Annotated in this window: 20 protein-coding genes; 16 read left to right on the top strand and 4 right to left on the bottom strand. The window is 65.7% G+C overall.

Annotated features, from left to right (window positions below; all coding sequences use genetic code 11):
* Positions 1–73: 73 nt before the first annotated feature.
* Positions 74–1,513, bottom strand: a complete 1,440-nt coding sequence (locus DDT93_RS06135; protein WP_109464938.1) for an aldehyde dehydrogenase family protein — start codon at positions 1,511–1,513, stop codon at positions 74–76.
* A gap of 188 nt (positions 1,514–1,701) precedes the next feature.
* Here DDT93_RS06135 and DDT93_RS06130 point away from each other — a divergent pair, with 188 nt between their 5' ends.
* On the top strand, positions 1,702–2,355 hold the full coding sequence (locus tag DDT93_RS06130; protein ID WP_109464937.1) for a peroxiredoxin: 654 nt from the start codon (positions 1,702–1,704) through the stop codon (positions 2,353–2,355).
* Between the two features lie 95 nt (positions 2,356–2,450).
* Positions 2,451–3,182 (top strand): hypothetical protein, encoded by a 732-nt coding sequence (locus tag DDT93_RS06125; protein WP_232825385.1) that lies wholly within the window; start codon positions 2,451–2,453, stop codon positions 3,180–3,182.
* Between the two features lie 6 nt (positions 3,183–3,188).
* Here DDT93_RS06125 and DDT93_RS06120 read toward each other — a convergent pair whose 3' ends face one another.
* Both DDT93_RS06120 and pnp read right to left on the bottom strand, forming a co-directional pair.
* Positions 3,189–3,965 carry a glycosyltransferase family 25 protein gene (locus tag DDT93_RS06120; RefSeq protein ID WP_109464936.1) on the bottom strand — a complete coding sequence of 259 codons (777 nt, stop codon included), beginning with the start codon at positions 3,963–3,965 and terminating at the stop codon, positions 3,189–3,191.
* An 89-nt stretch (positions 3,966–4,054) separates the two neighbouring features.
* Positions 4,055–6,187, bottom strand: a complete 2,133-nt coding sequence (pnp, locus tag DDT93_RS06115; RefSeq protein ID WP_109465755.1) for a polyribonucleotide nucleotidyltransferase — start codon at positions 6,185–6,187, stop codon at positions 4,055–4,057.
* A gap of 337 nt (positions 6,188–6,524) precedes the next feature.
* Here pnp and DDT93_RS06110 point away from each other — a divergent pair, with 337 nt between their 5' ends.
* Entirely contained in the window at positions 6,525–7,217 is a 693-nt protein-coding gene (locus DDT93_RS06110) for an SGNH/GDSL hydrolase family protein (protein ID WP_232825384.1), read from the top strand.
* Positions 7,218–7,511: 294 nt separating this feature from the next.
* On the opposite strand, the gene dapB is transcribed toward DDT93_RS06110, so the two are convergent.
* Entirely contained in the window at positions 7,512–8,321 is an 810-nt protein-coding gene (gene dapB, locus DDT93_RS06105) for a 4-hydroxy-tetrahydrodipicolinate reductase (RefSeq protein WP_109464935.1), read from the bottom strand.
* An 85-nt stretch (positions 8,322–8,406) separates the two neighbouring features.
* Between dapB and rbfA the strand changes: the two genes are divergently transcribed.
* The 13 genes from rbfA to DDT93_RS06040 all read left to right on the top strand — a co-directional run bounded on the left by rbfA (position 8,407) and on the right by DDT93_RS06040 (position 20,586).
* Positions 8,407–8,802 (top strand): 30S ribosome-binding factor RbfA, encoded by a 396-nt coding sequence (gene rbfA, locus DDT93_RS06100; protein ID WP_109464934.1) that lies wholly within the window; start codon positions 8,407–8,409, stop codon positions 8,800–8,802.
* Positions 8,799–9,536 (top strand): phosphodiester glycosidase family protein, encoded by a 738-nt coding sequence (locus tag DDT93_RS06095; protein ID WP_109464933.1) that lies wholly within the window; start codon positions 8,799–8,801, stop codon positions 9,534–9,536. The genes rbfA and DDT93_RS06095 overlap by 4 nt, the downstream gene beginning before the upstream one ends.
* Positions 9,537–9,614: 78 nt before the next feature.
* Entirely contained in the window at positions 9,615–10,628 is a 1,014-nt protein-coding gene (locus tag DDT93_RS06090; protein WP_109464932.1) for a Hint domain-containing protein, read from the top strand.
* A 61-nt stretch (positions 10,629–10,689) separates the two neighbouring features.
* A complete protein-coding gene (gene truB / locus DDT93_RS06085) occupies positions 10,690–11,589 on the top strand; it encodes a tRNA pseudouridine(55) synthase TruB (RefSeq protein ID WP_109464931.1) in 900 nt (299 codons plus the stop codon).
* A gap of 4 nt (positions 11,590–11,593) precedes the next feature.
* A complete protein-coding gene (locus tag DDT93_RS06080; protein ID WP_109464930.1) occupies positions 11,594–12,100 on the top strand; it encodes a DUF1643 domain-containing protein in 507 nt (168 codons plus the stop codon).
* A gap of 150 nt (positions 12,101–12,250) precedes the next feature.
* Positions 12,251–12,520: a 30S ribosomal protein S15 gene (gene rpsO, locus DDT93_RS06075; RefSeq protein WP_109464929.1), complete on the top strand. Its 270-nt coding sequence runs from the start codon at positions 12,251–12,253 to the stop codon at positions 12,518–12,520.
* Positions 12,521–12,604: 84 nt separating this feature from the next.
* Entirely contained in the window at positions 12,605–13,729 is a 1,125-nt protein-coding gene (locus DDT93_RS06070) for a THUMP domain-containing class I SAM-dependent RNA methyltransferase (protein ID WP_109464928.1), read from the top strand.
* A gap of 229 nt (positions 13,730–13,958) precedes the next feature.
* A complete protein-coding gene (locus DDT93_RS06065; protein WP_109464927.1) occupies positions 13,959–15,929 on the top strand; it encodes an AMP-binding protein in 1,971 nt (656 codons plus the stop codon).
* A 43-nt stretch (positions 15,930–15,972) separates the two neighbouring features.
* A complete protein-coding gene (locus DDT93_RS06060) occupies positions 15,973–16,791 on the top strand; it encodes an ABC transporter ATP-binding protein (protein ID WP_109464926.1) in 819 nt (272 codons plus the stop codon).
* 74 nt (positions 16,792–16,865) lie between these two features.
* Complete coding sequence (locus DDT93_RS06055; protein ID WP_109464925.1) at positions 16,866–17,852, top strand: branched-chain amino acid ABC transporter permease; 987 nt, start codon at positions 16,866–16,868, stop codon at positions 17,850–17,852.
* Positions 17,853–17,855: 3 nt separating this feature from the next.
* Entirely contained in the window at positions 17,856–18,098 is a 243-nt protein-coding gene (locus DDT93_RS06050) for a hypothetical protein (protein ID WP_109464924.1), read from the top strand.
* Between the two features lie 4 nt (positions 18,099–18,102).
* Complete coding sequence (locus tag DDT93_RS06045; protein WP_109464923.1) at positions 18,103–19,179, top strand: branched-chain amino acid ABC transporter permease; 1,077 nt, start codon at positions 18,103–18,105, stop codon at positions 19,177–19,179.
* A 123-nt stretch (positions 19,180–19,302) separates the two neighbouring features.
* Positions 19,303–20,586: an ABC transporter substrate-binding protein gene (locus DDT93_RS06040; protein ID WP_109464922.1), complete on the top strand. Its 1,284-nt coding sequence runs from the start codon at positions 19,303–19,305 to the stop codon at positions 20,584–20,586.
* The last annotated feature ends 64 nt before the right edge of the window (positions 20,587–20,650 follow it).

Raw genomic sequence — 20,650 nt, 5'->3', positions numbered from 1 at the left:
ATGCGGCAGGGTTTGATTTGATCGTCAGCGTCGCAGATTGGCGAAGCCGGTCCGTTGCGATGAGGGCCGGAGGTTACTCGGCGGCCCAGCCACCGACGGCCTTGACCTCGAGGAAGTCCTCGATGCCCCAGACGCCGCCTTCGCGGCCCTTGCCGGACTGCTTCATGCCGCCGAAGGGCGCGCCCGGGCTGCGGGACTGGCCGTTCATCTCGACCATGCCCGAGCGCAGCTTGCGTGCCATGCGGTTGGCGCGCTCGCCGTCCTGGGTCTGGACGTAGTTGGTCAGGCCGTAGGGCGTGTCGTTGGCAATCTCGACCGCTTCCTCTTCGGTGTCGAAGGGGATCATGGTCAGAACGGGGCCAAAGATTTCCTCGCGGGCGATGGTCATCTCGTTGTTCACGTCGGCAAAGACCGTCGGCTTGACGTAGAAGCCGCGGTTCATGCCGTCGGGGCGACCGGTGCCACCGGCGATCAGGCGGGCGCCTTCGTCGATGCCCTTCTGGATCAGGTCCTGGATCTTGTTGAACTGCACCTCGTTCACCACGGGGCCGATGTGGCGGCCCTCGTCATGGGCGTTGCCCACGGTGATGCTGTTGGCCACCTCTGCCGCGGTCTCGACCGCCTGGTCGTAGATCGGGCGCTGGACCAGCATGCGCGAGGGCGCGTTGCAGGACTGGCCGGTGTTGTTCATCATGTGCAGCACGCCGCGCTTCACCGCCTTTTCGTCGGCGTCGGCGAAGATCACGTTGGCACCCTTGCCACCGAGTTCAAGGTGAACCTTCTTCAGCGTGTTGGCCGCGTTCTGCGAGATCGCGATGCCTGCGCGGGTCGAGCCGGTGAAGGACACCATGTCGACGTCCGGGTGGCCGGAGAGCTGGGTGCCCACGCCCGGTCCGTCGCCGTTGACGAGGTTGAAGACGCCCTTGGGGAAGCCGGCCTCGTGCATCAGCTGGGCAAAGACCATCGCGTTCAGCGGGCTCTGCTCGGAGGGCTTGAGGACCATGGTGCAGCCCGCGATGGCGGCGGCGCCGACCTTGAGCGTCACCTGGTTCATCGGCCAGTTCCACGGGGTGATCAGGGCCGCGACGCCGACCGCTTCCATGATGATCCGGTCGTTCTGGAACCGGTCGCTGAGCGGCTTGTCGAACGGCACTTCCTTGGCCGCGCGGATGAAGTTCTTGAGGTGGTAGGAGCCGGAGCCGACCTGCTGGGTGCGCGACATGTCGATCGGGGCGCCCATCTCGGCGCTCATCGCCTGCGCCAGTTCCTCGCCGCGGGTGTCGTAGATCGCGAGCAGCTTCTCGACGTAGGCGATCCGCTCTTCGGCAGGCAGGTACATCCAGCCCGGCAGCGCGTCCTTGGCGGCCGCGACGGCGGCGTCGGTGTCGGCCTTGGAGCCGAGCGAGATGATCGCGCAGGCTTCCTCGGTCGAGGGATCAATCACCTCGAAGTCATTCGGAACGGCCGGGTCGACCCACTCGCCGTTGATGTAGAATTGGCGCTTCTCGATCATTTTGTCTCTCCCATCATCTCGATTCCCGACCGGGCGGTCAGGGGATTCGGCGTCACTGTGTCACCGGGTCAGGGCCGGGGCAAGGGAGCCTGCGCAAGAATGGCGCGGCGCGGGGGGATGAAACGTGCGGGGGAAGCGACTAGGTTTCCGGGGACCGAGTCGCACACGCAGCAAGAGGGGGAGACCACATGGGCCTGCGCATCAACGATACCGTACCGGATTTCACGGCGGAGACCGATCAGGGCAGCATCAGCTTCCACGACTGGATCGGCGACAGCTGGGCGATCCTGTTCTCTCATCCGAAGGACTTTACCCCGGTCTGCACGACCGAGTTCGGCGCCGTTGCGCAGCTGGCCGACGAGTGGGCCAAGCGCAAAACCAAGGTGATCGGCGTATCGGTCGACGGCGTCGAGGAACACAAGCGCTGGAAGTCGGATATCGAGACTGCCGGGGGCGCGACGCCTTCGTTCCCGATCATCGCCGACAGTGACCTTGCGGTGTCCAAGGCTTTCGACATGCTCCCGGCCGAGGCCTACCTGCCCGACGGGCGGACCCCTGCCGATACCGCGACGGTGCGGTCGGTGTTCATCATCTCGCCCGAGAAGAAGCTGCAGCTGACCATGACCTACCCAATGTCGGTCGGGCGCAACTTTGCCGAGGTGCTGCGCGCGCTGGACGGGCTGCAGAAGACCTATGGCGTGCCGCTGGCCACCCCGGCGAACTGGACCGCGGGGCAGGACGTGATCGTCGCGCTGTCGCTGGACGATGCGGCGGCCGAGGCGAAGTACGGCACGCTGAACAAGGCGCTGCCCTACCTGCGCTTTGCCAAGGACCCGGCCTGAGGGCCGCGGGGGCGGGCGGTTGCCTGCCCCCATCGTCGCCTTGACGCGGCGCGCGAAAGCCGGTTCGTGACCGGACAGCCAGAGAGGTCGGGACCATGGTGAAACGCGACAAGGCGCGCTGGGAGAAGTTCTTTTCCCTGAAACGGCACCGCCGCCGGGCGGGGGCTGCGCTGCCCGAGATCGACGGGCAGTACGAGGCGCTGAAATCCACGCTGATCGAGGCGGGTGAGGCGCGCCAGACTCGCGGGTCGAGCGATGACCTGCAGAGCCATCTCGACGCGCTGCGAAGCGAGTTTTCGGGGCAGCCCGAACTGGTGTTCGAACATGCGAAGCTGATCGTGCTGATGCGGCGGGATTTCAAGGCCGACGAGGCCTTTGCCGCGTTCCGCCGGATGTGGGAGGCCGAGGCGGAGTTCCTGCTGGAGCATCTGAACCTGCGCTGGGTCGTGGCCGCGACCGACAGCTTTGCCGACCATGACCCGGACCGGGCCAACCGGGCGATGGCGCTGTCCGTCTCGATGATGGTCAACACCATGAAGACCTACGAGTCCGAGCGCTACATCACCGATGTCAGCGCGCCGCCGGTGAATGAGGAGAAGGTTGCCCACCTGCAGGAGTATCTTGTGCCGATCTTCAGCGGGCTTTCGATGCTGACGGTGGGCACGGACGATACGCTGCGCAACCTGCGCTGGCGGATCGACCGTCAGGCGAAGGACAGCGCGCTGGGGCGGATCGTGCAGCACGTGTTCTTGCGGCTGCAGGACGAGGATACCGCGTTTGCGCGGATGCGCCGGTTGCATCACCGCGGGCGCACCGCGTGGTGGTAGGCGCTTTCAGATGAACATGGCCCGGTCGACCGGCACGTGAAGGCGCTGGGCTCCGCCCAGCATCTTGCCGAACCGCGCGCCGGACCGCGCCTGAGCGGCGACTCGGCGCATGAGCTGGCCGCCGGTCTTGCGGGCCTTCCTGCCGCGCGGACGCACGAGGCTGGAACTGGTGTCGATCGGGGCGGGAATGCCGTAGACGGCGCAGCGGTCGGCCTGCAACGCGAGGGCGGGCACGGCCTGATAGCTCAGCAGATCGGGGCAGGAACAGATCACGCCATCGGCGAGATGGGGGCGGCCCTCGCTGTGGGCGAGCAGGCGGCGGGCCCCGGCGGGCCAGAGCACGTAGCCGGCCGCGCCTGAACGGTCGAGCCAGAGCCGGTGCATGGCGATGCCGCCGCTGGTAAAGGCGGGCTCGGCCGCGATGAGCTTCTTGCGGCGTCGCACCTCGAAGGTGAGGTGTTCGATGTCCGTCCGCTGTTCGAGGTCCGACAGGACGTCGGGCAGCGCGCCCGCCAGCACGATATCGTCTTCGAGGACAAGGACAGGATCGGTGCCCTCGGCCACGGTGGACCAGACGGTCCGGTGGCTGGCGAGGCAGGCCATTTCCGCGAGGGTGACCGTGCGTTCCCAGCGGGTGCGGTCGATGGCCTGATAATAGGGGGGCAGGGTTTCGGGGGTGATGGCCTCGAAGCGCTCGAAGCTCAGTCGGAGATGCCCGAGCTGGCGCTGCTGAAAGGCCAGGCGGCGGGTCTGGTCGGCCATGTTGATCAGGACGATGCGCATGGAGTTCCCGACACTCGCGTGCCGCTTGTTTGCTGGTTCCGCCGAAAAGGAAACGGCCCGCACCGTGGTGCGGGCCGCTGGCGCCGAGATTACTCGGCTGCGTCTTCTTTCTGGGCTTCTTCGCCGGTCTCCTGGTCGACGACTTTCATCGACAGGCGCACCTTGCCGCGATCGTCGAAGCCGAGCAGCTTGACCCAGACTTCCTGGCCTTCCTTGAGCACATCCGACGGATGGTTCAGGCGGCGGTTCTCGATCTGGCTGACGTGCACGAGGCCGTCACGCTTGCCGAAGAAGTTCACGAAGGCGCCGAAGTCGACGATCTTCACGACCTTGCCCTTGTAGACCCCGCCTTCTTCCGGCTCGGCCACGATCGCGTAGATCATGTCGTGGGCCTTCTGGATGGCTTCGGCGTTCGGCGAGGCGATCTTGATCACGCCGTCGTCGTTGATGTCGACCTTGGCGCCCGACACTTCCACGATCTCGCGGATGACCTTGCCGCCCGAGCCGATCACTTCGCGGATCTTGTCGGTGGGAACGGTCATCGTTTCGATGCGCGGTGCGTGGATCGAGAATTCGCCGACGCCGGACAGCGCCTTGTTCATCTCGCCCAGGATGTGCAGGCGGCCGGCCTTGGCCTGAGCCAGTGCCTTTTCCATGATCTCGGGGGTGATGCCCGCGACCTTGATGTCCATCTGCAGCGAGGTGATGCCGTTCTCGGTGCCAGCGACCTTGAAGTCCATGTCGCCGAGGTGGTCTTCGTCACCCAGGATGTCCGACAGGACCGCGTAGGAACCGTCGTCTTCCAGCACGAGGCCCATTGCCACACCGGCAACCGGTGCTTTCAGCGGAACGCCTGCGTCCATCATCGAGAGCGAGCCGCCGCAGACGGAGGCCATCGAGGAGGAGCCGTTCGACTCGGTGATCTCCGACACCACGCGAATGGTGTAGGGGAAGTCGGTCGGCGCGGGCAGAACGGCCTGCAGGGCGCGCCATGCGAGCTTGCCGTGGCCGATTTCACGGCGGCCGGGCGAGCCCACGCGGCCAACTTCACCGACCGAGTACGGCGGGAAGTTGTAGTGCAGCAGGAAGTTCGATTTGAAGTTGCCGTGCAGGGCGTCGATGAACTGCTCGTCGTCGCCGGTGCCGAGGGTGGTGACAACCAGACCCTGGGTTTCGCCACGGGTGAACAGCGCCGAGCCGTGGGTCCGCGGCAGCAGGCCGGTTTCCGCGACGATCGGACGGATCTGGTCGAGGGCACGACCGTCGATCCGCTTGCCTTCCTTGACGACCGAGCCGCGCAGGACGACCGATTCCAGCTTCTTGAGCGCGGAACCGAGGTTCGCGTCTTCCAGTTGCTCTTCGGTCAGGCCCGACTTGATCTCTTCCTTGACGGCGGCAACAGCGGCAACGCGCTCCTGCTTGTCGGTGATCGCGTAGGCGGCGCGCATCTTGTCTTCGCCAGCGGCCTTAACGACGTCGTAGAGCGCGGAGTAGTCCGGCGCGTGGAAGTCGAAGGGCTCCTTGGCGGCGTCTTCGGCCAGGTCGATGATCAGGTCGATCACCGGCTGGATCTGCTCGTGCGCGAAGGTCACGGCGCCCAGCATCTCGGCTTCGGTCAGCTCGTAGGCTTCCGATTCCACCATCATCACGGCGTCCTTGGTGCCGGCGACGACGAGGTCGAGACGCTGCTCCGGGTTCAGGCGGAGGTCCTGCATGTCGTCGACGGTCGGGTTCAGGATGTACTCGCCATCCTCGAAGCCGACGCGGCAGCCGGCGATCGGGCCGCGGAAGGGCACGCCGGAGATGGTCAGGGCGGCCGAGGCCGCGATCATCGCGACGACGTCGGGATCGTTGACGAGGTCGTGGCTCAGCACGGTGCACATCACCAGAACTTCATGCTTGAAGCCGGGGACGAACAGCGGGCGGATCGGACGGTCAATCAGACGCGCGGTCAGGGTTTCTTTCTCGGTGGGGCGTGCTTCGCGCTTGAAGAAGCCACCCGGGATTTTACCGGCCGCGTAATATTTCTCTTGATAATGAACGGTCAGGGGAAAGAAATCCTGGCCGGGTTTCGGTTCCTTGGCGAAGGTCACGTTCGCCATCACGCTGGTCTCACCCAGGGTAGCGATCACGGTGCCGTCTGCCTGACGGGCAACCTTGCCCGTCTCCAGGGTGAGGGTTTCCTCGCCCCATTGCATGCTCTTCTTCGTTACGTTGAACATCATCGTATCCATATGTGGGCCTGGCTCGGCGTTCCGAGTGCCCGTTTGCATGGCGGCCCCATTGCCGCCGACCCCATTCATCATTCACTTCACGGCGCGGGGGTCTGCGTGCCACGTTTCAGATTCTGCGCCCATACACGTATTTGGCCATTTTGGAAACACGTGTTCTCGGATTTTCAAATCTCGGCAGCTTGGCGCGCAGAGGGGAGGAGCCCCGGGAGGTCCGGTTTTTCCACGCGCGGAACATATTGATGCCGTCTTCGCGGGGTCAGACTGTGGCGCGGCACAGGGGGTGCCGCTTGACAGGTTCAACTGATTTTCAGGGACGGGGCACCAGGTGACACGGGTCTTTCTTTGTCTTTTCGCGGCGTTGTTCGCATTGGCCGGATGCGGCGAAACCATCAGCTCGGGCGGCGGTGACGCGCGGATCCTCGCGATGGGGGATTCGATGCTGGCCTGGCATTCCTCCAGCAACCGCTCGATCTCGGACGAAATCGAGCGCGACCTGGGCGAGCCGGTGGTCGACCGCTCGGTGGTGGGCGCGCGGATGATCTACGAACTCCCGGTGTCGGGCGCGATGGGGATGAACATCTCGAAGCAGTACAAGCCCGGCGCATGGGACTGGGTCATCGTGAACGGCGGCGGCAACGATCTCTGGCTGGGCTGCAACTGCAGCCGCTGCGATCACAAGATGGACAAGATGATTTCCAAGGACGGGGCCTCGGGCGAGATCCCGGCGCTGGTGCGCAAGGTCCGCGCGACGGGCGCGCGGGTCGTATACCTCGGGTACCTGCGCAGCCCCGGCATGGGCTCTCCAATCGAACATTGCCGCGACGAGGGGGACGAACTCGACCGCCGCCTGACGGCGATGGCGCGCAGGGACGAGGGCGTGACCTTCGTGTCGCTGGCCAAGCTGGTGCCCTATGGCGACCATTCCTACCATGCGCTCGACATGGTTCACCCCTCGATGAAGGCCAGCGCCAAGATCGGCGCGATGGTGGCGCAGATCATTCAGAACAAGCCGTTGTGAGGCGGTGAGGGCGTCGGGAGACGGCGCCATGCTCCGGTTTGGTCTCGTGCGGGGGTTTTGGGGTGTTGTGAGGGGGTGTTGCGAGTTTGGATCGGGGCCCCGGCGCGAGGCCGGGGCGGTGGGAAACGTGTTCCGCCGTGGGCCCCGCGCCCGGGCCGATGGGGAGATATGTTCCGCCCCGGCCCCTGCGCCGGGGCCCCGGGGGTAGATGCTGAGGGGGTTGAGTTTGGCTCGAGGTCCCGGCTCTTCGGCCGGGACGTGGGGAGATGTGCTGCGCGGGAGCGCGGCGGGGTCTCAGAAGCCCAGGACGTCTGCCATGTCGTACTGACCCGGCGCCTTGCCCTGGCCCCAGAGGGCGGCCTTGAGCGCGCCGCGGGCGAAGATGCCCCGGTCGGTTGCCACGTGGCGCAGGATGATCCGCTCTCCTGCGCCGAGGAACATCACGTCGTGTTCGCCCACCACGTCGCCGCCGCGGATTGCCGAGAAACCGATGTGACCCCTGCTGCGCGCGCCGGTAATACCGTCGCGGCCGCGGTCCGACATGTCCTTGAGCGACACGCCGCGGCCCTCGGCGGCGGCCTCGCCCAGCATCAGCGCGGTGCCCGAGGGGGCATCGACCTTGTGATGGTGGTGGGACTCGATCACCTCGATGTCGAAATCCTCGTCCAGCGCCGCGGCGACCTTTCTGGTCAGCTGCGTCAGCAGGTTCACCCCGAGGCTCATGTTGCCCGCTCGGATGATCACCGCGTGGCGCGAGGCGGGTTCCAGCTTGGCGATCTGCTCTTCGGTCATGCCGGTGGTGCCGATGACGTGTACGGCCCGGGCCTGCGCGGCGAGCGCGGCGAATTCCAGCGTCGCCTCGGGCGCGGTGAAGTCGATGACGGCCTGCGCGCGGGCAAAGGCCTCGAGCGGGTCGTCGGTGACCAGAACGCCCAGTTCCGCCCCGCCCATCATGGTGCCGATGTCCTTGCCGACCCAACCGTGTCCCTTGCGCTCCACCACGCCGACCAGCTTGGCGCGGTCGCTTTCGGTGATGGTGCGGATCAGCATCTGGCCCATGCGGCCCGAGCCGCCGGTGACGACGATTCCGGGAAGGTTGGTCATTGTCGGTCTTCCTTTTCCTGCTTGCCGCCAGATACCCGTTCCGGCCCCGCTTGGCAAAGCCTCGCTGAGGGCTTAGATCCGGGACATGGCAAAGAACCGATTTCATGACGGTCCCGGACCGTCCCAGCGCCAGCTTCGCGTCGGCGAACTGATCCGCCGCACCCTCTCGGAGGTGCTGGCGCGCGGAGATATTCACGACCCCGAACTGAACCGCCTGTCGATCACCGTCGGCGAAGTGCGGACCTCGCCCGACCTCAAGGTCGCGATGGTCTACGTGCTGCCGCTGGGCGGGCGCGGGCAGGACGAGGTGCTGGACCTGCTGAAACGCAACCGGAGCGAGCTGCGCCGAGTCGTCGGCAAGAAGTTGCAGCTGAAGTTCGCGCCGGAGCTGCGGTTCCAGCTGGACGAGACCTTCGACAGGATGGACGACACGCGCCGCCTGTTCGATCAGGAGGCGGTCCGCCGGGACCTGGACCAGTGATCCGCGCTCTGGCGGTTGCATGCGCCCTGCTGGGCGCGGCTTCGCAGGCGCAGGCGGTGGATTGCAAGAACATCGCCTTTGAACAGAACCGCTACACGGTCTGCGAGGCCGACGCGGGTTCGGAAGACCTGCGCCTGTTCCTCTATGGCCCGCAGAACAACGTCCTTGGCCAGTTCGGCGCGATCGACGGGGTTCTGGGCGAGAACGGCGAGCAGCTGATCTTTGCGATGAACGCGGGGATGTACCATTCGGACCGGTCGCCCGTGGGGCTTTACGTCGAGAACGGGGTGGAGCTGAAGGGGGCGGTGGCGGACCCGGGGCCCGGGAACTTCGGGATGGTGCCCAACGGGGTCTTCTGCATCCGCGAGGGGCGCGCCGACGTGTTCGAGACGCTTACGTACCTCGCGCAGAAGCCTGCCTGCCGGTTCGCGACGCAATCGGGGCCGATGCTGGTGATCAAGGGCGAACTGCACCCCCGGTTCCTGCCTGACAGTACCTCGCGCTACGTGCGCAACGGCGTCGGGACCGGGCCGGAGGGCAAGCGGGTGGTCTTTGCCATTTCGCGCAACGCGGTGACCTTTCACGAGTTCGGTCGGCTGTTCCGCGACGGGCTGGGCATCGACAGTGCGCTCTATTTCGACGGCAACATCTCGCGCCTTTATGCGCCGGAGCTGGGGCGGAGCGACGGGGGTTTCGCGCTGGGGCCCGTGGTGGGGATTGTCACCCCCAGGTAGGTGAGGGCCGAAATCGGCCGGTAACCCTATCTCAACGGCTTTGCGCCACTCTGCGGCCCGTCCGCAGGAGAGCTGGCCTTGCCCGTCTACAGCCTGAACGTCTTTGACCTCGACCATATCTCGACCTCGGCCACCGGGTTCGACGACAATGGCGGCTACCATTTCGCCCTGGGCGTCGACACGGTGACCATCGCGCCCGACGCGACCTCGCAGGCGGTTTCGGTGCTGGATACAGCTGACAGCAGCTTTGATGATGATGCCTCGACCGGGCAGACGCTGGCGGGCGATTACACCATCGGGGGCGGGTTCTTTCCCACCGGAACCATCATCGAATCCGAATACCACCTGCTGGTGGAGGATTCGCTGGGCAACTCCTACACGCTGCAGGTCGTGACGCTGAACGAGGATGCCTTTACCGCCTATGGGTTCGTGGTGCAGGGGGCGATGCCGCCGTGGAATGAGCCGCTGACGGTGGTGGCCGCCTACGACTACGGGCAAGGGGTGAATGCCTATGCCACCTCGACCCCGGCCTGTTTCGAGGCGCGCACGCGGATCCTGACCGACAGGGGCGAGGTGGAGGCCGCGCGGCTGCGGCCCGGGGACAGTCTGGTGCAGGCGCTGGGCGGGGTGGCGGCGGTGGGGCTGGTGATCGCCAGCCGGGTGACGCCGACCGACCGGCCGGGCCTCGCGCCGGTGCGGATTTCGGCGGGTGCGCTGGGCGAGGGGCGGCCGGCGCGCGACCTGACCGTGTCGCGGCAGCACCGGATCTATCTGCCGCTGGCGGGGGTGCTGGTTCCGGCCCACGCCCTGCTTGACCTTGCGGGGGTCGCGGTGGTCGAGGGGTTGGGCCATGTCGACTACGTTCACCTCGTGACGGCGCGCCACACGGTGATCCTGGCCGAGATGCTGCCGTGCGAGACGTTCTGGCCGGGGCAGGTGGCGATGTCGGGGCTGACCGCGGAGGCGCTGGATTCGGTGCGCGCGATCATGGGGCGCGCACCGGTGCCTGCTGCTCCGCTGGTGAATGCGGGCTATTACCGTCGCGTCGTCGCAAAAGCGCCGGTCGCGAGAGAGCTGCTCGCCCCCGGTTGACCCAGCCGCGCCGGGCCGTATAACGCGCCACCTGCAGAACAGACGGTGGTATAAGGGCGACATGGCACGCAAAGGGCGCAACATTTCCGGGTGGCTGGTGATCGACAAACCGGCCGGGCCGACCTCTACCGCGGTGGTGAACAAGGTCCGCTGGGCGCTTGGCGCGAAGAAGGCGGGCCATGCGGGTACGCTCGACCCCGAGGCGACGGGCGTTCTGGCCGTCGCGCTGGGCGAGGCGACCAAGACGGTGCCTTATGTGACCGACGCGCTGAAGGCCTATGCCTTTACCGTGCGTCTGGGGCAGGCGACCAATACCGACGACGCCGAGGGCGAGGTGATCGCCGAGAGCGACCTGCGCCCCTCGGATGACGAGATCAAGGCCGCGCTCGGCCAGTTCATCGGCGACATCATGCAGGTTCCGCCGCAGTTCTCGGCGGTCAAGATCGACGGCGAACGTGCCTACAAGCGCGCCCGTGATGGCGAGGAGATGGAGCTCGCGGCCCGCCCGCTCTGGGTCGAGGAGCTGCTGCTGACCGACCGCCCCGACGCCGACCATGTGACGCTGGAGATGACCTGCGGCAAGGGCGGGTATGTCCGTTCGATCGCCCGCGACCTCGGCGCGGCGCTGGGCTGCCACGCGCATGTCGTCCGGCTGCGCCGGATCTGGTCCGGGCCGTTCGAGGCCGAGAACGGCCTGACGATGGAGCAGGTGGAGCAGATGGCGCACAGCCCCGAGCTGGACGAGCACCTGCTGCCGCTGGAGCTGGGCCTTGCCGACCTGCCGGAGGTGAAATGCACCCCCGAGGGCGCGGCGCGCCTGCGCAACGGCAACCCGGGCATGGTGATCGCGCACGACGTTGAATACGGCGAGGAATGCTGGGCCTCTTACGAGGGCCGCGCGGTCGCCGTGGGTATCTTCAAGGCGGGCGAATTGCATCCCAGCCGGGTGTTCAACCTCTGAAAACGTGATCACGCGCTCGCATATCAAGGGCGATGCGCCCTCGGTGGCCGTCTACTCGGACTGCGAGTGCTATCGCTACAGCCTGACGCGCACCTGGGACCCGGAGGGACAGAGGGTGATGTTCGTGATGCTGAACCCGTCGAAGGCGACCGAGGTTCAGAACGACCCCACCGTCGAGCGGTGCGAGCGGCGGGCGCGGGCGCTGGGTTTTGGCGCGTTCCGGGTCACCAATATCTTTGCCTGGCGCGAAACCGACCCGATGACCATGCGGCGCGCGGCGGAGCCCATCGGCGGCGAGAACGACGCCTTTCTGCTGGAGGGGGCGGCCTGGGCCGACCGGGTGGTCGCGGGCTGGGGCACTCACGGGGCGCACATGGGCCGTGGGCCGGCGGTGGCCGACATGCTGCGGGGCGCGGGCGTGCCGCTGTTTCACCTCGGGCTATCGAAGGAGGGGCATCCGCGCCACCCGCTCTACATCGCCTACCGGCACCAGCCGGAGCCCTGGGCCTAGCCGCGCGCGAATCCCTTTGCGTTTCACGTTCTTTCCGCCTATACGCCCCCGATCCGCGCGGGAATCATTCCGTCCGGACATTCTCCACGGGCCTGTGCTGGACGACATCCCGGCCTGCGCCATCCACTCTAACCTGTAAAGGAGACCCCGATGTCGATTACGGCTGAAGAAAAGAACCGCCTGATGAAGGAATACGCGACCAAGGACGGCGACACCGGTTCGCCGGAAGTCCAGGTTGCAATCCTGTCCTCGCGGATCGCCACCCTGACCGAGCACTTCAAAGTGCACAAGAAGGACAACCACGGCCGCCGTGGCCTGCTGAAGCTCGTCGCTCAGCGCCGCAAGCTGCTGGACTACGTCAAAGCCAAGGACGAATCGCGCTATCAGGACCTGATCGGCCGCCTGGGCCTGCGCCGCTAAGACGCGCCCGGATTCGAGTTCAAGCCGCCTCCGGTTCTGCCGGGGGCGGTTTCTTTTTATCTCCCCTTCCGACAGGCTGTGGTCATGTCCGACAACGAAACCGATTTCGAGATCTTCCTGATCGTGGTGCCCGGGCTGGAGCAGTTCCTGGCCGCCGAAGCGCGCGAGGCGGGTTTTGTCGTGACCAAGGTGGACCGCAGCGGCGTGACCCTGCGCGGCGGATGGGATGAGGTGTGGCGCGCCAACCTGACGCTGCGCGGCGCGACCCGCGTTCTGGTCCGGCTGGCGTCCTTCCGGGCCATGCACCTTGCGCAGCTCGACAAGCGGGCCTCGCGCCTGCCCTGGGCCGAATGGCTGCGCCCGGATGTGCCGGTGCGGGTCGAGGCGACCTGTCGCAAGTCGCGGATCTACCATGACGGCGCGGCGATCCAGCGGGTCGACAACGCGCTGGTGGCCGCCGGGATGACGGTGCATCACGAGGCGGCGATGGTGATCAAGGTGCGGATCGAGGACGATCTCTGCACCGTGAGCCTCGATACCTCGGGAGAGAGCCTGCACAAGCGCGGCCTCAAGCAGCAGGTCAACAAGGCGCCGATGCGCGAGACGCTGGCGGCGCTGTTCCTGCGCGCCTGCGGCTATGACGGGAGCCAGCGGGTCTATGACCCCATGTGCGGCTCTGGCACTTTCGTGATCGAGGCGGCCGAGATCGCCGCCGGGCTGCTGCCGGGGCGGGCGCGCAGTTTTGCCTTCGAGCAGCTGGCCTCGTTCGATGCCGAGCGCTGGCAGGCGATGCGCGACGCGGCGCCGGCGGCTCTGTCGGGAGAGCCGCGCTTCTTCGGGTCCGACCGCGATGCCGGTGCGGTGCGCATGAGCGAGGCGAACGCCGAGCGTGCGGGCGTCGCGGCGATGACACGGTTCGCGCTGGCGCCCATCGGCGAGGCCGCGGCGCCGGACGGTGAGCCGGGCATCGTCATCGTAAACCCGCCCTATGGCGGCAGGATCGGCAACCGCAAGCTGCTGTTCGGACTTTACGCTGCCTTTGGCGAGCGGATGAAGACCGCGTTCCGGGGCTGGCGGGTCGGGATGATCACCACCGACGGCGGGTTGGCAAAGGCGACCGGCCTTGCCTGGAGCGATATCGGCGGAACGGTGGATCACGGCGGGCAGAAAGTGCGCCTCTACCAGTTCGATCCGGCCCGGAACGCCTGATCTGCCGTAACAGTCAGTGTGGGGGCGAAGTTTCTGCTCTGGCTTGCTCTGGCCTATCTGTCTGAAATTGAAAGATTTTCATGACGTATCTTTCGCGTTAGAATTCGTAAGGTTTCCGAAATTCTAGAGAAAGACTTGGTCTTCACCGTCAACCCCGGTTCTGAGGAGGACAGATTCGAGAATTGGCGGATGCCGGCGCCGTTTCCAGCCGGCAAGGGAGGACTACAACGTGTCTCAGTCGCAAGACGGCACCGGCGGACTGGTGTCCGTGCCGGCGTTGCTGCATCGCAACGCCAAGGAATTCGGCGGGGCTCCGGCCTATCGCGAAAAGGAATTCGGAATCTGGCAATGCTGGAACTGGGCTGAGGCCGAGCGAGAGATCGAGTCGCTTGCGCTCGGGCTTCTGAACCTCGGGGTCAACGAAGGCGACTTCATCGCGATTATCGGGCGCAACCGGCCGCATCTGTACTGGTCGATGGTGGCGGCGCAGATGGTCGGCGCGGTGCCGGTCCCGCTGTATCAGGACGCGGTGGCCGAGGAGATGGCCTATGTGCTGGGCCACTGCGGCGCGCGCGTTGCGATCGTGGGCGACCAGGAGCAGGTCGACAAGGTGATCGAGGTCAAGGACCAGCTGACCGAGTTCGAGCACCTGATCTACCTCGACCCGCGCGGCCTGCGCAAATACGACCACACCCACCTGCACCGCTACAGCCATATTCAGGAGCAGGGCCATGCCGCCCGCGACGAGCTGACGCCGGAGCTGCGGGCCCGCGAGGCCAAGCTGAACTTCGACAGCCGCTGCGTGATGCTCTACACCTCGGGCACCACCGGCAAGCCCAAGGGCGTGGTGCTGTCGAACCGCAACGTGATCGAGAGCGCGCGCTATTCCAGCGCCTTCGACAAGCTGGGCCGGGGCGAGGACGTGCTGGCCTATCTGCCGATGGCCTGGGTGGGCGATTTCATCTTCTCGATCGGCCAGAGCTTCTGGACCGGGTTCTGCGTGAACTGCCCCGAGAACGCCGAGACCATGATGCAGGATCTGCGCGAGATCGGGCCGACCTATTTCTTCGCGCCGCCGCGTGTGTTCGAGAACCTGCTGACCACGGTGATGATCCGCATGGAGGACGCCGGGTCGCTCAAGAAACGCATGTTCGACCGCTACATGGCGGTGGCGCGCCGGGTGGGTCCGAAGATCCTCGACGGCAAGCCGGTCGGCTTTGGCGACCGCCTGCAATACTGGATCGGCAACCTGCTGGTGTATGGACCGCTCAAGAACACCATGGGCTTCAGCCGGGTGCGCGTGGGCTACACCGCGGGCGAGGCCATCGGGCCGGAGATCTTCGAGTTCTACCGTTCGCTGGGCATCAACCTGAAACAGCTCTACGGCCAGACTGAGGCGACTGTGTTCATCACCGCCCATCCGGACGGCGAAGTGCGCGCCGACACCGTTGGCGTGCCGAGCCCCGGCGTCGAGTTGAAGATCGGCGAAAACGGCGAGGTCTTCTACCGCTCGCCCGGCGTTTTCGTGGAGTACTACAAGAACCCCGAGAGCACGGCTTCGACCAAGGATGCCGAGGGCTGGGTCGCGACCGGCGACGCGGGCTTCATCGAGGAGGACACCGGCCACCTGCGGATCATCGACCGTGCCAAGGACGTGGGCAAGATGGCCGACGGCAGCCTGTTCGCGCCGAAGTACGTCGAGAACAAGCTGAAGTTCTATCCCAACATCCTCGAGGCCGTGGTCTTCGGCAACGGGCGCGACGAGTGCACCGCCTTCATCAACATCGACCTGTCGGCGGTGGGCAACTGGGCCGAGCGCAACAACATCGGTTATGCCTCCTACCAGGAACTGGCGCGCCATCCGAAGGTGATGGAAATGATCCAGGGCCATGTGGAGGAGGTGAACCGCTCGGTCGCCGAGGATCCGATGCTGGCCGGTTGCCAGGTGCACCGCTTTGTCGTGCTGCACAAGGAACTGGACGCCGACGATGGCGAGATGACCCGCACCCGCAAGGTGCGCCGCCGTATCGTCGAGGAGAAGTACCACGACATCATCACGGCGCTTTACGACGGGTCCAAGGAGGTCTCGACGGTGACCGAGGTGACCTACGAGGACGGCCGCAAGGGCTCCATCCGGGCGACGCTGGAGATCCGCGATGCCAAGGTGATGCCGGTGCAGCACGCGATGGCGGCGGAATGATGGGCGTCGCGAGTATTTCCAGAAAGCAGGGGGACCGGGTGGCATGAAGGACATGAGCGAAGGCTATGTCACCGAGGACGGCCGCAAGATCGGCGGCGTGGTCATGGAGATGAAGAACATCACCCTGCGGTTCGGCGGCGTGGTGGCGATCCAGGATATCTCCTTCGATATCCGCGAGGGTGAGATCCGGGCGATCATCGGGCCGAACGGAGCCGGGAAATCGTCGATGCTGAACGTGATCTCGGGCTTTTACGTGCCGTCCGAGGGCGAGGTCTGGTACAAGGGCGAGAAGCGCCCGCCGATGCGACCCTATCAGGTCGCGCAGCAGGGGATCGCGCGGACCTTCCAGAACATCGCCCTGTTCGAGGGCATGAGCGTGCTCGACAACGTGATGACCGGGCGGCTGACGCAGATGAAGTCGTCGATCTTTTCGCAGGCCCTGTGGAAGGGGCGGGCAGAGGCCGAGGAGGTTGCCAACCGCGAAGTCGCGGAGAAGGTCATCGACTTTCTCGAGATCCAGCACATCCGCAAGACCCCGGTGGGGCGGCTGCCTTACGGCCTGAAGAAGCGGGTCGAGCTGGCCCGCGCACTGGCGGCGGAGCCGACGATCCTGCTGCTTGACGAGCCGATGGCGGGGATGAACGTGGAGGAGAAAGAGGACATGTGCCGCTTTATCCTCGACGTGAACGACGAGTTCGGCACCACCATCGCGCTGATCGAACACGACATGGGCGTTGTGATGGACCTCTCGGACCGGGTGGTCGTGATGGATTACGGCAAGAAGATCGGAGACGGCTCGCCCGACGAGGTGCGCAACAACAAGGAGGTCATCGATGCCTACCTGGGGGTGGCGCATGACTGAGCGGGGCGCGGTAGCAAGAGTTTTCGAAAACTCTTGGAAAATTTCTTCGAAGAAATTTGCGGGGGAGAGGGCCGATGCCTGACCAGCTTTTGTTTGCGATGGAGGTCACGCTGAACGGCCTCATGGCCGGGGTGCTCTATGCGCTGGTGGCGCTGGGCTTCGTGCTGATCTTCAAGGCGAGCGGCATCTTCAACTATGCCCAGGGCGTCATGGCGCTGTTCGCGGCGGCGACTCTCGTGGGGATCATGGAAGGGCAGGTGCCGTTCTCGCACCTGATCAACGCCATTTTCGGCGGCGAGGTCACCCACTTCGGTTGGCACGTACCGGCGCTGGCGGCGATCGTGCTGACCGTGCTTGTCATGGTCCTGCTGGCATGGCTGGTGCAGAAGCTGGTGATGCAGCACCTGGTGAACCAGGAGCCGATCATCCTGTTCATGGCGACCATCGGGCTGGCCTATTTCCTCGAAGGCGTCAGCGACCTGATGTGGGGGTCGGAGATTAAGACCCTGAACGTGGGTCTGCCGCAGGGCCTGAACGAGACCATCGACCAGATCACCTACGACGCCTTCGGCTACGGGTTCTTCATCGACAACCTCGACATCGTGGCGACGGTGATTGCCGGTCTGCTGGTCGTCGCGCTGATGCTGTTCAGCCAGTACACCAAGCAGGGCCGCGCGCTGCGCGCGGTGGCCGACGACCACCAGGCGGCGCTGTCGGTCGGCATTTCGCTCAACTTCATCTGGGTGCTGGTCTGGTCGCTGGCCGGGTTCGTCGCGCTGGTCGCGGGGATCATGTGGGGCGCCAAGTCGGGCGTTCAGTTCTCGCTCTCGCTGATCGCGCTCAAGGCGCTGCCGGTGCTGATGCTGGGCGGCTTCACCTCGATCCCCGGCGCCATCGTCGGCGGTCTGATCATCGGGGTGGGCGAGAAGCTGTTCGAATTCCTGCTGGGCCCGGCGCTGGGCGGGGCGACCGAGAACTGGTTCGCCTACGTGCTGGCGCTGTTGTTCCTCGTGTTCCGGCCGCAGGGCCTGTTCGGCGAGAAGATCATCGAGAGGGTCTGAGGCATGGGCAAGACGATCGCGACGCTGAATGTCATCGCATGGGCCTGGTTCTGGTGCTTCGGCTACCTCGCCCTGACGGACACGCAGGGCAACACGGCACTGGCGGCGATGCTTGCCGCCATCGGCGGGGCCGCCGGGATGGCGGCCTGGCTATGGCTGGTGCGCCGGGAGGCGGAGAACGGCGGGGCCGCGGCCCCCAATGCGGGCCGGATGGAACTGGTGCGCGTCAAGGCAAGGGGAGAGTGAGAGGATGATCTATCGCGAGGCGGGGGATTTCCATACCTCCTACAGGGAAGACAACCAGACCTTCCCGATCCGGTTCGACCGCTACCGCTATTACGCGGTGCTGGCGATTGCCTTCGTGGTGATCCCGTTCTTCATCAACGACTACTGGGCCAACGCCCTCCTGCTGCCGTTCCTGATCTATTCGATCGCGGCCATCGGGCTGAACATCCTGACCGGCTATTGCGGGCAGGTGAGCCTTGGTACCGGGGGTTTCATGGCGGTGGGGGCCTATGCCTGCTACAAGCTGATGACGGCCTTTCCCGAGGTCAGCATGTTCATCCACGTGATCCTCGCCGGGGGTATCACGGCCGGGGTGGGGATGCTGTTCGGCCTGCCCTCTCTCCGGATCAAGGGGTTCTACCTTGCGGTGGCGACGCTGGCGGCGCAGTTCTTCCTCGTGTGGCTCTTCAACCGGGTGCCGTGGTTCTACAACTACTCGGCCTCGGGCCAGATCAGCGCGCCCGAGCGCACCGTGTTCGGGATTGCCGTGACCGGCCCCAATACCGAGAGCTGGGCGACCTACCTGTTCTGCCTGATCTTCCTGGTCGCGAGCGCGCTGATCGCGCGCAACCTGACCCGGGGCACGCTGGGCCGGACATGGATGGCGATCCGCGACATGGACATCGCGGCCGAGATCATCGGGGTGAACCCGCTGCGCGCCAAGCTGACCGCCTTTGGCATCTCGTCCTTCTTCGTCGGGGTTTCGGGCGCACTGTTCTTCGCGGTCTACCTCGGCGCGGTCGAGGTGGGCGAGGCCTTCGGCATCCAGAAATCGTTCCTGATCCTCTTCATGGTGATCATTGGCGGGCTGGGTTCGATCTTCGGCTCGTTCGCCGGGGCGGCCTTTCTGGTGCTGCTGCCGGTGCTGCTGAAGGTGGTGGGGGCCGACATGCTGGGCTGGCCCACCGATATCGTCGCGCATTTCCAGCTGATCATCGTCGGCGCGATGATCGTGCTGTTCCTCGTGCTGGAACCGCACGGGCTGGCGCAGCTGTGGCGCGTCGCCAAGGAAAAACTGAGACTTTGGCCCTTCCCGCACTGACGCGGGGCGGGCCCGGGGCGGGAGGGCCCCGGAGCTGGCGGCCCCTAGCGGGGCGGCTCAACGACAACCGGGGGTGAAACCCCGTTTCACCATCGGACCGATATCTAGGGAGGAAAACACCCGATGAAACTGAAACTGACGACACTGGCGCTGGGCGCCCTGATGGCCGCAGGGCCGGCGATGGCGGACCTCGTGTTCCCCTCGCTGAGCTACCGCACCGGCCCCTATGCCGCGAACGGTATCCCCTTCGCGGACGGCTATGCCGACTACTTCACCCTGCTGAACGAGCGGGACGGCGGTATCGGCGGGGTCAAGGCAAAGGTCATCGAATGCGAGACCGGCTACAACACCGAGAAGGGCGTCGAGTGCTACGAGTCGACCAAGGGCGAAGGCTCGCTGCTGTACCAGCCGCTGTCGACCGGCATCACCTATCAGCTGATCCCCAAGGTCACCGCTGACGGCATCCCGATGCACTCGATGGGCTACGGCCGGACCTCGGCCAAGAACGGCTCGGTCTTCAACTACATCTTCAACTACCCGGCCAACTACTGGGACGGCGCCTCGGTCGCGATCAAGTACCTGCTGAGCGAGAATGGCGACAGCCTCGAAGGCAAGAAGATCGCGCTGGTCTACCACAACTCGGCCTACGGCAAGGAGCCGATCCGCACGCTGGAGGAACTGGCGAAGAAGCACGGCTACGAACTGATCCTGCTGCCGGTTGACCATCCGGGCCAGGAGCAGAAGTCGCAGTGGCTTCAGGTGCGCCGTGACCGCCCGGACTACGTGATCATGTGGGGCTGGGGCGTGATGAACTCGGTCGCGATCCAGGAAGCCGTGAACATCCGTTTCCCGATGGACCACTTCATCGGCATCTGGTGGTCGGGTTCCGAGAATGACGTGATCCCGGCAGGCGAAGGCGCAGACGGCTACAAGGCGCTGACCTTCCACAACGTCGGCAGCGACTATCCCCTGTTCGGCGACCTGAAGACCTACGTGCTTGACGCCGGCAAGGCGGCTGGTGCGGGCGATCAGGTCGGCACCGCGCTCTACAACCGCGGTCTCTACGCGGCGATGCTGGCAGCCGAGGCGGCGAAGACCGCGCAGGAGCTGAGCGGCACCAAGGACATCACGCCGGCGCAGATGCGCGACGGGATGGAAGCGCTGGAAATCACCGAGGCCAAGATGGCCGAACTGGGGCTGCCGAACTTCGGCCCCGAGTTCAAGGTGAGCTGCGAGAACCACGGCGGCGACGGCCTGGGTGCCATCGTCCAGTGGGATGCGAAAGCCAAGCAGTGGAACATGATCACGGACTACATCTCGCCCGACGAGGACGTGCTGCAGCCGCTGATCGCCGAGGACTCCGAGGCCTACGCCAAGGAGAACAACATCACCCCGGGCTGCAACTGATCCCGGTAACATGACAACCGGCGCGGCGGGACAGCCGCCGCGCCGAACAGGCAAGGCCCCGGAA

The organism is Albibacillus kandeliae (assembly GCF_003116585.1).
GTDB classification, from domain to species: domain Bacteria; phylum Pseudomonadota; class Alphaproteobacteria; order Rhodobacterales; family Rhodobacteraceae; genus Albibacillus; species Albibacillus kandeliae.
Note: the sequence above shows the minus strand (reverse complement) of the source record. Positions and strands in the feature narration are given on the sequence as shown.

Excerpts from the sequence above, each read along its gene's own strand:
- DDT93_RS06135 (WP_109464938.1), bottom strand. The coding sequence starts at position 1,513 with ATGATCGAGAAGCGCCAATTCTACATCAACGGCGAGTGGGTCGACCCG.
- DDT93_RS06130 (WP_109464937.1), top strand. The coding sequence starts at position 1,702 with ATGGGCCTGCGCATCAACGATACCGTACCGGATTTCACGGCGGAGACC.
- DDT93_RS06125 (WP_232825385.1), top strand. The coding sequence starts at position 2,451 with ATGGTGAAACGCGACAAGGCGCGCTGGGAGAAGTTCTTTTCCCTGAAA.
- DDT93_RS06120 (WP_109464936.1), bottom strand. The coding sequence starts at position 3,965 with ATGCGCATCGTCCTGATCAACATGGCCGACCAGACCCGCCGCCTGGCC.
- pnp (WP_109465755.1), bottom strand. The coding sequence starts at position 6,187 with ATGTTCAACGTAACGAAGAAGAGCATGCAATGGGGCGAGGAAACCCTC.
- dapB (WP_109464935.1), bottom strand. The coding sequence starts at position 8,321 with ATGACCAACCTTCCCGGAATCGTCGTCACCGGCGGCTCGGGCCGCATG.
- rbfA (WP_109464934.1), top strand. The coding sequence starts at position 8,407 with ATGGCAAAGAACCGATTTCATGACGGTCCCGGACCGTCCCAGCGCCAG.
- truB (WP_109464931.1), top strand. The coding sequence starts at position 10,690 with ATGGCACGCAAAGGGCGCAACATTTCCGGGTGGCTGGTGATCGACAAA.
- rpsO (WP_109464929.1), top strand. The coding sequence starts at position 12,251 with ATGTCGATTACGGCTGAAGAAAAGAACCGCCTGATGAAGGAATACGCG.
- DDT93_RS06070 (WP_109464928.1), top strand. The coding sequence starts at position 12,605 with ATGTCCGACAACGAAACCGATTTCGAGATCTTCCTGATCGTGGTGCCC.
- DDT93_RS06060 (WP_109464926.1), top strand. The coding sequence starts at position 15,973 with ATGAAGGACATGAGCGAAGGCTATGTCACCGAGGACGGCCGCAAGATC.
- DDT93_RS06055 (WP_109464925.1), top strand. The coding sequence starts at position 16,866 with ATGCCTGACCAGCTTTTGTTTGCGATGGAGGTCACGCTGAACGGCCTC.
- DDT93_RS06050 (WP_109464924.1), top strand. The coding sequence starts at position 17,856 with ATGGGCAAGACGATCGCGACGCTGAATGTCATCGCATGGGCCTGGTTC.
- DDT93_RS06045 (WP_109464923.1), top strand. The coding sequence starts at position 18,103 with ATGATCTATCGCGAGGCGGGGGATTTCCATACCTCCTACAGGGAAGAC.
- DDT93_RS06040 (WP_109464922.1), top strand. The coding sequence starts at position 19,303 with ATGAAACTGAAACTGACGACACTGGCGCTGGGCGCCCTGATGGCCGCA.